Genomic DNA, 12,923 nt, shown 5'->3' with positions numbered 1-12,923 from the left:
CTGCTTCCGGTCATTAAACTCCCACTCTGAGTCGGTAGTGAACGTCGGAAATCTCGCAATGATCCACAGCAGAAATGCGCTATTGATCGTAAAAAACGCGATCTCGCCGCAGAAAATCAGGAGAAATACTCAGAAAACTACTTTTCTGTTGCAACGAAATTTGATGCAATTTGAGTATCCAGGGGTGTCGAACCATGCGACACCCCGCATTTCATTTTTATAAATTTCGAAGATAATTCAGGCTAGGCGCGAAGAAATACTCCCCGCCCTTCATATGCACGAATCCCTTGAAATCGAAGCCCTTCCCACCGGATCCAGGATCATCCCATTTATTTGGATAAATTTGCCCGCCTCGTATATTCTCTCCCATCCCGATCACTGGATCGATTCCCGGCTCGGTACCGTCTTTTGATGTTGGAGGCGGAAACTTGGTATTGTTTGCCCACATTTTCTGGGTAAATACAAATTGCTCGTCGAGGCGGGAATTGTATGCCATGAATAGCAGGCCAACGTCTTTGGCCGGCAGATGGGGCCACACCTTTTCCTTAAATTCGTCAGTGGAATCAGTTTCCGGTAAACCATCCGGATGGGTCATACGCGCAACATCTTCATAGGTAATTCCGCGTCGAGCCATTATATGCAGGCGTTCCGCGTCAGCATTATCCGGTCGATTTCCCCCTCTGGGATTCGTCTTGCGGATATGGGCGTGGAAAGGGCAACGAGCTGCCTCAGTGTCCGCCTTGTAATTGAAATCGTTTCGAGGAATCTTGCGATCTTGCGGTTCCCCGGCGATTGTAACTGGCGTGCCATCCTCGAAACGACCAACGACATAAGCTCCTGCCTGTTCGCGCTCCTCTTTCTGCAAGTTAAGGGCATCCGCAAGCACTTGCTCGTGGAGCTTGAAACCGGCCACATCCTGTTCCAGTTTTCTGAAAATGAAAAAACTTCCAAAGGAATTTGGATCCTGTTGACCACCGCCATCGCGCGCAAGGGGATCCGGGACCAACACTGTGTTGAGCGGAAATGCCGGGTCCCAGCTTGCAATTCCTTCGTCTCTTGATTCCTGGTCGATATCCTCGAGCAGCATTAATGGTTGACTACGCCCATCCACATACCCGAAGTGTTCTAGTCCGTTTCCCATCGCGTTTTTGATGCTTTTTCCCTGCTGGGTATGAATGATCGTCGCCCCCGCTTTCGCCAAGATCATTTGAATCTTCAACGTGATAGAAGAACCTCGAGCGACATCGTCGTCAGCGACTAATATCAGGCCATCGATACGTTGCCTGAAAGCCTCTTCCCAATCCTCGAGCGGAGGATCATTAAGCGGGTCGCTGCCGGCAGAGTCTCGCATGCTCTTATTGAATGTATCGTTGTCTTGTGGAACTGTGAAAGATTCACCAATTGCCGAATAGCCATCCTTGCTGAGAAAAGCCGCACAGAAGGTGCCAGCATCCGTTTTTGTCGTTTTGAATAATTCTGTTCCAAGTAACTGGGCGTAAGCGCTAGTGACATGCGTGTTTCCAATTTCACGTAGTGCTCGTCTTGATTCGGCTACCTTATGCTGATCAAATACGAAAAAAATGTTCCATGTGTGGTCGCGCCCATGACCTTTCAGGATATTACCCTGGAGGTTCTGAAGCATTTTTTGCTCAACTGAATTCGCTTGTTTCCAGCGCAAGGGCTTCTCGAGATTAATTGCTTGATTTTCTTGAGCTGGTGGAATAACGGGCGCAGCAGGCGCCGGCTTCTGTGGAGAAATATTAGTGTCTTTGTCCATGATTTTGCCTCGGTGTAAGAGATTATTTATACGGATTTCCTTCAACCTCGACGGCGCAAAGCAAAAAAGGTGGCGCATTGAATGCCCGGCAATGGACAAACTAAAAGCCAAGTTCTTCAGCCATTAAAGAAAAATGATGCCCCGTCGTCCTCCAGGATATGCATGAAACTATTTTTGGAAAAATACGATTCCACCAACTGATACTCGATAGATTCGCAATATCTGACATTATGGGAACACTGAAATAACTATTTGAGAAATGTTAAAAGATTTGGTGTCCCTGTTGTACATCCGATGTGCATTGAACGCGGCCAAAATTCCGGCATTAAATGCGACGTTGAATTTTTTTGACAACTCGCAATAATTTTCTTTCGTATGTCGATCAGCAAAACTAAGGCCGTTCTTTTTTAGGCTGCATCAATGGGAAACATAAACTCGCTGGCTCAACCGCTGTCTTGCTATTAAATTACTCCGCTACTGGCGCATTATTTTATCGAGGCAATAAACCCTACTGCCTTTTTTCCGACTGAATCCGGCAGAGCCAGCTCACTGATACCGCAGAAAATACCAATCAGAAGCGCGACGATGGGTTCCGTCGCGATCTGACTTGCAGAAAAATTGCCTACTTTTATATCGATAATTTCGTACACAAAAAACAGTCCCAGAATCGTCGTAAAAATGCCGGCAAGCATTAATCTCGATACAGGAGTCAGTCTGTCGGTGTCCGTGACAATCAACTCGTTGATTGTGATAGAAGAGGACCTTATTGCGTAGGATAACCAGACGCCACAGAAGCATCCAGTCAACAGAAGCATAAAATTGGCCAGAACGGCAAGCTCGATGTTTAGTGCCTGCAAATAGGAGTCAAAAATAAACGTGAGCCACAATGCCAAATAGAAGGCGATGCAGGGAAGCGCTACCAGAACGGCTGCATACCCCAATCTTTTCATATGCCTGTTCTTGACATTGCCAGCTTCTTCAATCAGCAGATCTGCGATTATTTCAGAAAGAACAACTCTGGCCGTATCAGGTGAGGCGTTCGGGCCTTCCAGGCCTATCTGAGCCACTCTAAAAAGACGAGCATAGTAGATACGGAATTTCGTTCGTTTGGTTTTATTGTCAACCAAATAAATAGCCGTGACGGTTCTTAAAACCCTCGCTATTTCTGTCTGCAAATCGAGTTGTTCTTTGGGAAGAACAAAATCGTCTTTCTTCGACAAAGCGAAATAGATATCTACGGCATCCTCATCGGATGGATTGACCCTCTTGGGATCGTCATCCGTGCCATGTACAAGCCGCTCTCCCTTGATATCAGCTGGGTATATCTTGAATGCGCCACCAGTTGATCGACTACCAGCCCCTGACTGGTTACCTGCAGCTGCAGCTGAAGCCTCATTTCCATCGGGCATATTTTTCTCCTTGGAGGGCCTTGCCCCGACAATACGATCCGAGATTGATAAAACACAGTTTTACAAATCATCATCTGGTCCGACGATTTTTGGGGGGTCATCATCCCATCCCACTATGGACTTCGGAATATCGAAATTAAAGGGCCATTCTTCCTTGATATTTCCAGGAGACGGGAAAGATCCTGTAACTGAGCCACGCACGCCCGGAAGCTGCACCGAATTTAAGAAATCTTCGAAAACTGGTCCAGATTCATGTTTTACATTTGTGTCAAAAGAATTTTTTGCAATATCCTGCGCTTTCTTAAAATGGTGATTTATTTCTTCAATTTTCGGTTGAGGCGATTCATTCGTGTCGTAGGCGATGCTCTCTGCAGCCGCCTTGGCAAGGTCGAGATGCGCCAGGATATTCGGCCCATTCCCTTGTTGCGCAATATCGCCATACGCAGCCCTGACTGTGTCAACAAAAGTTACTACCACCTTTGCACTTTCGCTAAATCCATCTTTGGAAGTCATCGCGATTTCCTTGAAATTATGCCAATGCCAAATAGGCAATTCTTTGAAATATTATATTTCAAAATGGCAATAGGAATACTGCCTAAACTTGACATGTCAGCAAATCCCTATTGACTATTAAATGCTGATCCTATTTTCAAACTCCCTTTTTTGTGAACTTTGTTAAAAGTCAAACTTGTGCTAATCGCTGGCAAGCTCATTACATCAAAGCATCTGTCTCTTAATGTCGGTAAGAAGTGGAAAAAATACCGACTGTCATTCTTCTAATGAGAATCCATTTAGCGCAGCCTTCATGCCAGATGTTGCATCCTGAACCATATGCTATTTTTTCCAGCAGTTCGGTATCTTAACGGATGCCATTCCTAGCATTTATCCGGAGATGAACTAAAGAAATTATTATTACCTGGACCGGCTATATTTTTGCGAATCAGGGTGACATGGACGGCTGTTTTGATGCCTTTATATCAGCGACACTGACCAATGGTGATAATGGCTCGCCATTAAGCCCAAGCTGTGACCGGTATATAGGTTGTGAACGCGTGAGTTTGCTACCTCGCGCCGGAAGAAGGCGTATTAACTTGCATCGGGCAAGGTGGCGTGATCGCTGCCTTGCCCATTATTGAAAAGAAGGATCAGCACAGTTTTCCATATAGGCGATTTCTTTTTATGGACGCGCCCAGGACGCCGATTCCGTTAACGCAGGAGGAGCTTGCCGCTAATTCCGATGACATCGAGTGAACCGCGGTTCAAGAACGGTGTGGCCACCAATCTCATTGCGCGTGGCGACGGTGCCCCGCAGTGGCAACGTGCGCTTCCTCGATAGAACTGTGCGGAAGCGACTCGTTGTTTGCCTGCCTGGCCAAGGCAAGCAACGCCGAGCCAGGCACTGCCTGCACATATTGGATCAGTTGGCAAAGCTGAACTGGGCCCGGCGCACCCCCCTCACATTGCGCTTGGCGATATCGAGTACGGTGCTGGTCTGCTCGAACAGTTCAAAACCATAGGCCGTGAAAGTTTGCTCGTCATAGATCTCCGGCGCCAGCAGGGGATTGGTGTAGATCTGGGTGAAGGCATCGTAGCCCACCATCGTGTTGAGCAGGTCGCCGAAAAGGGCATTCTGGTCGGCATCCTCGGCGAACAAGCCGGGCAGAAACTCGACCTGGTCGACAGTGGCATAGAGCCGCCGCAATTCCTTTTGCAATTGGGGATCCCGCGTCAGCTCCTCGAAGTCTTTCAGCCGTTTCATACTGAAAGCGACACGGTAGTCGTTATAGGACTTCAAGCGAAAGCCGCGGGCCATTCGCAAGGCTGCCATTTCTGCATTTTTTAAAAACGCCGGTACGTTGTGCAAGCCTATCTTCCCGGCCGGAACGATGGACAGAGTGTGCAAGGCGCGCGCCAAGCCCCACTGTTCCAGCAGGCCATTGTTGTTGCGTGCGTCGTTCTCCACATCAACGACTTCCATATCGCCAGCATTGATATAGTCCGGGACAAGTGAGTGCCAGCGATACAGCAGGTTAAACTCAAGTGCGATCCAGTTGGTGCGATACCAGTCTTCCTTAAAGCCCAGGCCAGGGTCCAGGCTGAACAAGGGCGCGCCGGCGATGTGGTTGATGTAGTCCTCGATGACAACTTTCATCAGCAGCACGATGTTGATCATGCGTGCAGTCTGGAAAAGGCGCTCGTCGTCCCACTGCGTCGTCGCCGCGAGTTGGTCACAGATCCTGTTGTGCTCCCTAAGGAAAAGGGTGCTGATCGCCACATAGCCAATTGAAGAGTTGCCGCGCTCAAGGCCAGTGGCATAAGTCTTCAACTGCCGCTCCACGGGAACGCCGGTCATGAAAAGGGCCAGCGACTTCAGATAGGGAAGATTTTTGTAAATATTTTTCACCTCCGGCTTGCCGTCGGCGCCGGGCTCATAGAGATAATCAGGGAACACCTCGCCGTTGATTAACTGGCAGCGCAGCTTGCCCTGCTTTCCACTGCGAAGGATTCTGGCGGTTTCCTCAGTCAGACCGTATATCTGGCATAGGTCGATCTCATGGTTCGAGGTATTCTTGCGCCTGTCGAGCGGATCGGTCCGCAGAATGCTGTCGGTGAACCACTGCGCGAAAAAGCAGAATAGTGCTGACGATCTGCTTTTTCGCATCTTTTCCTGGCGCATATATAGCGCCAATACATCGTTTAAATCGGGCAAGGCATTCATTTCGGCCGCTGATGCAGGTGGCAGATGGCGTCCGGAATAACACCGGTTGACCAGCGACGGCCAGGCCGTGTAATCGACCACTTCGCCGACGCTGCTGGCATCATCGCCAGGCTGCGAAAGGGACGGTGTGTGACACCACAGGCTGTAGGCATGTGGCCGCGGAGAAGCGGATTGAGTGAAGTGGGAGATGGCAATCTTGTTTAACGTACCGGCCTGCCCGGTTATCTTGGCCAGGTCGCTGATCAGTTTCTGAAACATTGTATGCACCTTTCGCCGATGGCGTGATAGCCCGCTTGTTAGCGAGAAAAAATCTGTCGCTGCCTTAACCGCAGCGCACTGACAAAAGCCTGGTGGAGGGATATCAGATCGCTCAGTCCTGCCTCTGCAATGCATTCAGAAATAGGTTTAGAAAGCCGGCAGCATGAGTCCTTGATCGTCCTGGCAAACCGCTACAGTGCTGTTATTCAGGCATATACGAACGTTGCAACCACCTTTCGCCGGTACGCAATATGATGAACACCCTGAAGACGCAGACCGATATAAGCTCGGTCCATGTCAAAGAGCCATTCACACTTTCCATTGATCCAACCGGCATCATCCCTTTCGGATTGTCGGTGGTACTTCAATGCTCCCGCACGGATGCGCATTTCTGGCCAGAGCCAACGAACCGCCAAAAGACTTTTCAGGCGCATTAACGTTTTCGCGGTACAGTCTCCTGTATTCATCTGGAATTGAAATACCAGACAGATAATTGTCCAGCCAGCCAGCGTATTGCTTTAAACCTGTTATCGATGAATATGACAAAAAAGCATCCGCTATGGAGGGCGGCGTCAGTGTTCTGAGCGCGGCCGCCAAAACTTGATCCTGATCGGCTTTTTCAGGCAAAACACCAGGGGATGTCGAAGTGATCGTTTTCGTTTGATTCTCTTTACCTGTCTCGCTCGTGGTCGTCTGTTCCCTGGTTGTATTCTGGAGTCCGAGTTGAAGTATGCTTTTTATCCTGTCGGCATAATTGACGTCATCATACATCGTCGCTGAAAGCGCATCCCGGCGTGCCTCTTCAGTTGTAATAGCTATATTGGGTGCTAATTTTGACTGTATCGTTGCGAACGATAAGGGAGGGAATGCTTTTACTGACACCATGCCAACATCCGCCGCATTTTCCAATACAACGTCTGCGTCACCGAATGGAGATTTTTGAGGATTCGCGCAACCGAGCAGTCCACAAAGAAAAAATGTACCACTTGCCAAGAAAAGTGAAAAATGTGATTTCATATCGTCCTCCAGCGCACTGCAGCTATCGCGAAGCGATAAATAATAAATCATTGCCTCCAAAAAATTGCAATTCTGAAATAATGAAAAGTGGTTTTCATGAATGTCGAAAACTTTCTTCAATTATCTCAGCCAATAATCATGAGGCGGATATTTTGTGGGTAATAGACAGAGCATATAGCGACCTGCGGTTGACAATGACTGCGATTTTAATTACGAAGTTTTTTGATCGTGACATGCAAAAAATGGCCTATTTTGACAATTGTCAAACCTGATGAACATGCGTTCACCAATAAAACTTAGCTATTGGATTAGACCGAATAGTTGCTCCAAATACGTTAAACAGCCATTTTTTCACTCTGCCATTCCCTTGTTTCGCATGAATGGTGATATTTTTTTGACATGTATCTCAGGTCGGTAACGCTGCCTGTCTATCCGTTTATCTATCTCTTTAGCTTTCCTGACCCCGATAAAACCCATTTATCCACCCAGTCAATTTCATGCAATACAGTCGCGCTAACAAACTCGCCCGGTTTTGCGGCCGCTAGTATGCCGCCCGCGCTTATTAACCATATGTAGATGACCGTGTTTAACGATCAATTTCATCTACAGGTATTTTTCAGGGGTTTCTGCTGGACATAACATCAACGCCTTGATTAAACTTTCACATTTCTTTTTGGAAATATTTATTCCATGAAGGATCTGTTTATTAGAGGAACGGCATGCAGCCAGGCATATCAGTCAGCGAAAGAATCCGGATCCAGAACGCATTGATGTCGGAACTCGTTACCGCATGTCTTGGCGATAAGGCAAAAGCCATCCGGCTACTGGAATACGAGCGCCGCCGCGATCCGACACTGAAGACGCTGGATGCCCTCGACGCGGCGATCACCCGCCTATGCCGGGACCGCGGCGGCGCCATGCGTGCTACAGCCTTCCCTGCGCGTGGCAGCGCTGCGCCCGACTCGGCAGATTTCAGCACCGGCCACATGCAAGCGCGCAGGCAGGGGCCGCCGGACGTCAATGGCAGGATGGCGCTGGCTATCCTGCTGGCCTGCGCTGTTGTCTTGGGGTTTATGAACATCGCGTCGAAATCGATGCGCACGCAGGTCGCGCCTATGTTTCAGCCAGAGCTTCCGGTCGCGCCTGTCATCCAGCCGCCCCCGATGCCGGCGCAAGCGCCTACCAGTGCCATGCCTGCGCCCCAGGTCGATATGCCCAATGCGGGCCAGTCGTCCCAGGTCTTCAAATGCACTGTCAATGGAAAGACCGTGTATGCCGACTCGCCCTGCGGCGCGCCGACCCAGACCAGGCGACTGGCCCTGTCCGACGCTTCGTCAGGCTTTGCGAGCCCGCCGAAGGAGAATTTGGAGGATTTAACGGCACGGCGCATCGCGGCCGAGCAGGCATACCAGCGCAGCATGCAGACCCTGCAGGCGCCGGTCGCGGTCGATATGCGAAAGATGGAGTGCGAGGATCTTGCCAGGCGTATCCACTGGCTGGATGCCGCTGCCCGCGCGCCGCAGTCAGGCCAGGCGCAGGACTGGATAAAGGCCGACAAATCGCGCGTGCAATCGCGGCAGTTCGACCTGCGCTGCTAGTCGGGTTCGGGACTGCGCCGCGCGGCGATGGGCCGGGCCTGTCATCCGGTAGATGCGCAGGCCCTTGGCGAAGTTTTTAGCTTAGAACGTGTGCCTCACGCCCACCTGGAACGCCGTCGTGCTCTTGTCCGCCGCGCCGAGCAGCACCTTGTCATTGGCCACGCCGAACGGCGAGCCAAAGGTATAGCCGCTGCCGGCCTTCACGCCTGCCACCAGCGCATACAGCGTGGTGCGCTTGGAGAGGGAATAGTCGTCGCTCAGGATCAGGGTCCTGGAGTTGTCGTTGCTGCCCTCCTTGTTCTTTGAATAGTAGAACGCCAAGGTGGCGGCATTGTTTGGCGCGGTGCGGTAGTTCAGGCCCAGGCCGGTGACCTGGTAACGGGCCAGGCGGGCGTCGTTGGCCGGGTTGGTATTCTCGTTGTCCAGGTAGTTGGCGGTCAGGGTGGCGTCGCCCAGGGTGTAGCCGGCGCCGACGCTGTATTTCCTGGTCTGGACGCCGCTGCCGCCGGCGGTGGCGGTTCTGCGACCATTGTCGGCCTGGTAGGCGGCGGACAGGGTCAGCGGGCCGGTGTAGGTGGCGCCGAGCGCAATGGTGCGGTTCTCCGTACTGGAGCCGGCGACTTCGCCGAAACTGTAGGAGCCGTTCAGGTTCAGGTCGCCGACCTTGGTGCCGACCGAAATCGCATTGGCCACGAACACGTCGATCACAGAGGTTGAGTTGGCCGGCGCGGCGGCGGCGCCGGTGTTGAGCGGGACTTGCGTCAGCGCCCACGACAGCAAGCCGGAAAAGGTTTCCTTCAGGCCGCGCGGGTCGGTGGAAGCGTAGGCCAGCACCGCGGGGGAATACTGCTTGCCCAACGCGACGGTGCCCAGGTTGCTGGAAAACCCGACGTTGGCCTGACGGCCGAAGAGGCCGCCCCATTGGCTGCCGGCGCCGGAGTTGGAAAGAAAATGGCCTTCGAGGTTGAAGTTGGCCTTTAGTCCGCCGCCGAGGTCCTCGCTGCCCTTGAAGCCGAAGATGCTGGGGCTGATGCCGCCCGAGCTCAGGCCGGTCACGCTGCCGGTGTTGCCGGATGCGGCACGCTGGTTGTTCACCGATACGATGCCGGCGTCGACGATGCCATACACATTGACGGCGGTCTGCGCATGGGCTGCGCCGGCGCCGAGCACGAACATCGCGCATAACGATTTTTTGAGCTTAGGGTGCATTGTTGTCTCCTCTGGATGGATAAGGTCAGGCATCCGTAATCGGATGCGCCGCTCCTATCGCAAAAGCCGTGCCCGAGATTCCTTGCGGCATCAAGCACAGCGGAGCAAGGGCGCGCCGGCTCTTCCTGCTGTCTGAGAAACGGTAGGCCAGGCGGGACCGGGAGACCTTGCGCAAGGCACTAACACCGGCGAAGCACGCTGTGGCGCAACACAATCTGTATAAATTTGCATCACTTTTGAAGACAACTGTTCAGATGCCAGACTAATCATAAAAACGCATATTTCCGGAAAAACCCTGGAACTTTCACCGCCCCCACCCCTCGAATACTGTACATATAAACAGTAATCCGGAGAATCACATGGACAAGCACACCCAAGACCAAGCCGACCACAGCAATATGGTGAAAGACCCGAAGGACTGGACCACCGGCGACGAGCCCATGACTGGGGCGCAGAAGTCCTATCTGAAAACCCTGTCGGAAGAAGCCGGCGTGGAGATGGACGAGACGCTCAGCAAGGCCGATGCATCCAAGCGCATCGATGAACTGCAGCACAAGACCGGCCGCGGTCTGGAAGAAACGAAGTAAGCGCGGCGGCCAGGCTGGCGCGGGACGCCGTCCCGTGCCAGCCTGGCGGAAACAGCCTGCCGGGCAACCGCGCAGGTTCTCCTGGCCGGCCCGCCCTGCCCTTACCTGTCCGCCAGGCAGTTCCCCACATTCCAGCCGTACAGCCATTCCATCGCGTCGTAGAAGCGTTCCGGCGTGCGGCCCTTCCACAGGTCGTTGCGCACCAGGCGCTCCACGCCCTTGGCGTGGAAGATGCGGCCCATCTCCCTTGCCGACAGCACCACCCGCGCAGTGCGCGCTACCCGTGAGCGCTGATACAGGTCGAATGCCTTGCCGATGTCGTTGTCCTGCACCCGCAGCGCTTCGCCCAGCGTGACCGCGTCTTCCAGCGCCATGCAGGCGCCCTGGGCCAGGTATTGCAGCGTGGCATGGGCGGCGTCGCCCAAGAGCGTAACGCGGCCGAAATTCCATTGGGCGATCGGCTCGCGGTCTGCGGTGGCCCAGCGTTTCCAGTCCCTGGGAAGGTCGATCAGCTGGCGCGCCTTCGGGCAGATGCCCTCGAAATAGCTCTGCACCTCCTCGCGGCTGCCTTCGCGCACGCTCCACTCCTCCTTCTCCCGGCTGTGGAAGGTCACCACGACGTTGTACTGCTCGCCGCCGCGCAGCGGATAGTGCACCAGGTGGCAGTTGGGTCCGACCCAGATGCTGGCGGCGTTCCAGCGCAGGTCGGCCGGGAAGTTTTCGCGGTCAACCACGGCGCGGTAGACCACGTGGCCCGACACCCGCGCCTCGTCGCCGACATACTGCCGCCGCACCGCCGACTTCACGCCATCGGCGCCGATCAGCGCCAGGCCGCGGTGCCGGTTGCCGGCGCCGTCGTAGACGGTGACGCCGGTTTCGTCCTGCTCGACCCGCTGCACCGCAGTGGACGTCTGCAGTTCCACCAGGCCCGATTCCCTTACGCCTTCCAGCAGCGACATGTGGACATCGGCACGGTGGATCACCGCATACGGGTTGCCGAAGCGCTGGCGGAATGCCTCGCCGGTGGGAATGCGGCCGACCAGGCTTTCATCGAGCGCATCATGCATCACCATTTCGTCGGTATAAACCGCCCGGCCGCGCGCCTTCTCGCCGATGCCCAGCGCGTCGAACGCGGAAAACGCGTTCGGCCCGAGCTGGATGCCGGCGCCGATCTCGCCCAGCTGCGCCGCCTGTTCCAACACCTTGACCACAAAGCCCTGGCGCACCAGCGCCAGCGCGGCCGCCAGGCCGCCGATGCCGCCGCCGGCGATTAGTACGGGAAGAGATCCGGATCGTTGCTGCATGTTGTCTCCAATCGCCGCGGGAAGCGGCTTTGCGTTGCTGGCTGAATGGAGAGCGAGTTTCTGCCTGCCCTATTATTCCGTCAAGCGCGTGACTTAATATGCCGGATTGCATTTTTCAATAATGGTGGCGGAAGGAAGCGGCATGGCCAAGCTGGACCTGGAATGGCTCAACCTGTTCGACGAGATCTACAAGACCGGCAGCGTGTCCCGCGCGGCCGAGCGGCGCGGCATGGCGCAGGGCACGGCCAGCATCGCGCTCAACAAGTTGCGCCAGCATTATGGCGACAAGCTGTTTTGCCGCACATCGCGCGGCATGGAGCCGACGCCGTTCGCCAGCGAGATCTATCCGGCGCTGCGCGACGCGATGGCAATGCTGGAACGCACCCGTGGCGCCCGCGTAGCCTTCGACCCGGCCAGCGCGCGCCGCGTGTTCCGGCTGCTGATCACAGACATCAGCGAGATCGTGCTGCTGCCCACGCTGCTCAATCATTTGCGCAAGGCGGCGCCCGGCGTGCATATCGAGATCGAGAAGATTTCCACTGACAGCCCGCGCCGGCTGGAAAGCGGCGAAGCCGACATCGCGGTCGGCTTCATGCCCGACCTGGAGGCGGGCTTCTATCAGCAGACGCTGTTCACCCAGGACTTCGTCTGCCTGGCGGCGAAGAACCATCCGCGCATCGGTGAAAGACTGGGCAAGGCCGCCTTCCTGAAGGAAGCCCATATCGTGGTCGGCAGTTCCGGCACCGGCCATTCCATCGTTGACAGGACGCTGGCGCAGCAGGGCCTGCAGAGGGAAGTGGTGCTGCGTCTGCCCAGCTTCCTGGGCGTGGCCCGCATCGTGGCGCAGACCGAGCTGATGGTGATCGTGCCGCGGCGGCTGGGCAACACGCTGGCGTCGCAGGAAGCGATACGCCTGCTGGCGCCGCCGGTGGCGCTGCCCTCTTACGCGGTCAAGCAGCACTGGCATGAGCGCTTTCATGCGGATGCGGGCAATGTCTGGCTGCGGCGCGCGCTGGCCGAGCTGTTTGGTGGGCCGGGCTGAGCC

10 protein-coding genes are annotated in these 12,923 nt (G+C 54.4%); 3 read left to right on the top strand and 7 right to left on the bottom strand.

Features of this window, described 5'->3' with window-relative positions:
• Positions 1 to 217: 217 nt before the first annotated feature.
• From ABC383_RS28055 to ABC383_RS28035, 5 genes are all read right to left on the bottom strand, one after another.
• Positions 218 to 1,777: a Dyp-type peroxidase gene (locus tag ABC383_RS28055; RefSeq protein WP_413019284.1), complete on the bottom strand. Its 1,560-nt coding sequence runs from the start codon at positions 1,775 to 1,777 to the stop codon at positions 218 to 220.
• A 485-nt stretch (positions 1,778 to 2,262) separates the two neighbouring features.
• On the bottom strand, positions 2,263 to 3,186 hold the full coding sequence (locus ABC383_RS28050; RefSeq protein WP_413019282.1) for a hypothetical protein: 924 nt from the start codon (positions 3,184 to 3,186) through the stop codon (positions 2,263 to 2,265).
• A 60-nt stretch (positions 3,187 to 3,246) separates the two neighbouring features.
• Positions 3,247 to 3,699 (bottom strand): hypothetical protein, encoded by a 453-nt coding sequence (locus tag ABC383_RS28045; protein ID WP_413019281.1) that lies wholly within the window; start codon positions 3,697 to 3,699, stop codon positions 3,247 to 3,249.
• Between the two features lie 904 nt (positions 3,700 to 4,603).
• Positions 4,604 to 6,163: a peroxidase family protein gene (locus ABC383_RS28040; protein ID WP_413019279.1), complete on the bottom strand. Its 1,560-nt coding sequence runs from the start codon at positions 6,161 to 6,163 to the stop codon at positions 4,604 to 4,606.
• Between the two features lie 336 nt (positions 6,164 to 6,499).
• A complete protein-coding gene (locus ABC383_RS28035; protein WP_413019278.1) occupies positions 6,500 to 7,300 on the bottom strand; it encodes a hypothetical protein in 801 nt (266 codons plus the stop codon).
• Positions 7,301 to 7,950: 650 nt separating this feature from the next.
• On the opposite strand from ABC383_RS28035, the gene ABC383_RS28030 reads away from it, so the two are divergent.
• Positions 7,951 to 8,778, top strand: coding sequence for a hypothetical protein (locus tag ABC383_RS28030; RefSeq protein WP_413019276.1), 828 nt, complete (start codon positions 7,951 to 7,953; stop codon positions 8,776 to 8,778).
• An 81-nt stretch (positions 8,779 to 8,859) separates the two neighbouring features.
• Here ABC383_RS28030 and ABC383_RS28025 read toward each other — a convergent pair whose 3' ends face one another.
• The gene (locus ABC383_RS28025) at positions 8,860 to 9,987 is read right to left on the bottom strand and encodes a porin (protein WP_413019275.1); all 1,128 of its coding nucleotides are present in this window, start codon (positions 9,985 to 9,987) and stop codon (positions 8,860 to 8,862) included.
• 359 nt (positions 9,988 to 10,346) lie between these two features.
• Here ABC383_RS28025 and ABC383_RS28020 point away from each other — a divergent pair, with 359 nt between their 5' ends.
• Positions 10,347 to 10,574 carry a DUF3072 domain-containing protein gene (locus ABC383_RS28020; protein WP_194715214.1) on the top strand — a complete coding sequence of 76 codons (228 nt, stop codon included), beginning with the start codon at positions 10,347 to 10,349 and terminating at the stop codon, positions 10,572 to 10,574.
• Positions 10,575 to 10,675: 101 nt separating this feature from the next.
• On the opposite strand, the gene ABC383_RS28015 is transcribed toward ABC383_RS28020, so the two are convergent.
• Positions 10,676 to 11,878, bottom strand: a complete 1,203-nt coding sequence (locus tag ABC383_RS28015; RefSeq protein WP_413019273.1) for a 3-hydroxybenzoate 6-monooxygenase — start codon at positions 11,876 to 11,878, stop codon at positions 10,676 to 10,678.
• A gap of 142 nt (positions 11,879 to 12,020) precedes the next feature.
• On the opposite strand from ABC383_RS28015, the gene ABC383_RS28010 reads away from it, so the two are divergent.
• Positions 12,021 to 12,920 (top strand): LysR family transcriptional regulator, encoded by a 900-nt coding sequence (locus ABC383_RS28010; protein ID WP_413019272.1) that lies wholly within the window; start codon positions 12,021 to 12,023, stop codon positions 12,918 to 12,920.
• The last annotated feature ends 3 nt before the right edge of the window (positions 12,921 to 12,923 follow it).

This window comes from Noviherbaspirillum phoenicis (genome assembly GCF_047237965.1).
GTDB lineage: Bacteria > Pseudomonadota > Gammaproteobacteria > Burkholderiales > Burkholderiaceae_D > Noviherbaspirillum_A.
The sequence above is the reverse complement of the archived record's forward strand: the minus strand, read 5'-3'. Positions and strand labels throughout refer to the sequence as shown.

Bases quoted from the DNA above. Each gene is read 5' to 3' on its own strand.
- ABC383_RS28010 (WP_413019272.1), top strand. From the start codon at position 12,021: ATGGCCAAGCTGGACCTGGAATGGCTCAACCTGTTCGACGAGATCTAC.
- ABC383_RS28055 (WP_413019284.1), bottom strand. From the start codon at position 1,777: ATGGACAAAGACACTAATATTTCTCCACAGAAGCCGGCGCCTGCTGCG.
- ABC383_RS28050 (WP_413019282.1), bottom strand. From the start codon at position 3,186: ATGCCCGATGGAAATGAGGCTTCAGCTGCAGCTGCAGGTAACCAGTCA.
- ABC383_RS28020 (WP_194715214.1), top strand. From the start codon at position 10,347: ATGGACAAGCACACCCAAGACCAAGCCGACCACAGCAATATGGTGAAA.
- ABC383_RS28045 (WP_413019281.1), bottom strand. From the start codon at position 3,699: ATGACTTCCAAAGATGGATTTAGCGAAAGTGCAAAGGTGGTAGTAACT.
- ABC383_RS28025 (WP_413019275.1), bottom strand. From the start codon at position 9,987: ATGCACCCTAAGCTCAAAAAATCGTTATGCGCGATGTTCGTGCTCGGC.
- ABC383_RS28030 (WP_413019276.1), top strand. From the start codon at position 7,951: ATGTCGGAACTCGTTACCGCATGTCTTGGCGATAAGGCAAAAGCCATC.
- ABC383_RS28015 (WP_413019273.1), bottom strand. From the start codon at position 11,878: ATGCAGCAACGATCCGGATCTCTTCCCGTACTAATCGCCGGCGGCGGC.
- ABC383_RS28040 (WP_413019279.1), bottom strand. From the start codon at position 6,163: ATGTTTCAGAAACTGATCAGCGACCTGGCCAAGATAACCGGGCAGGCC.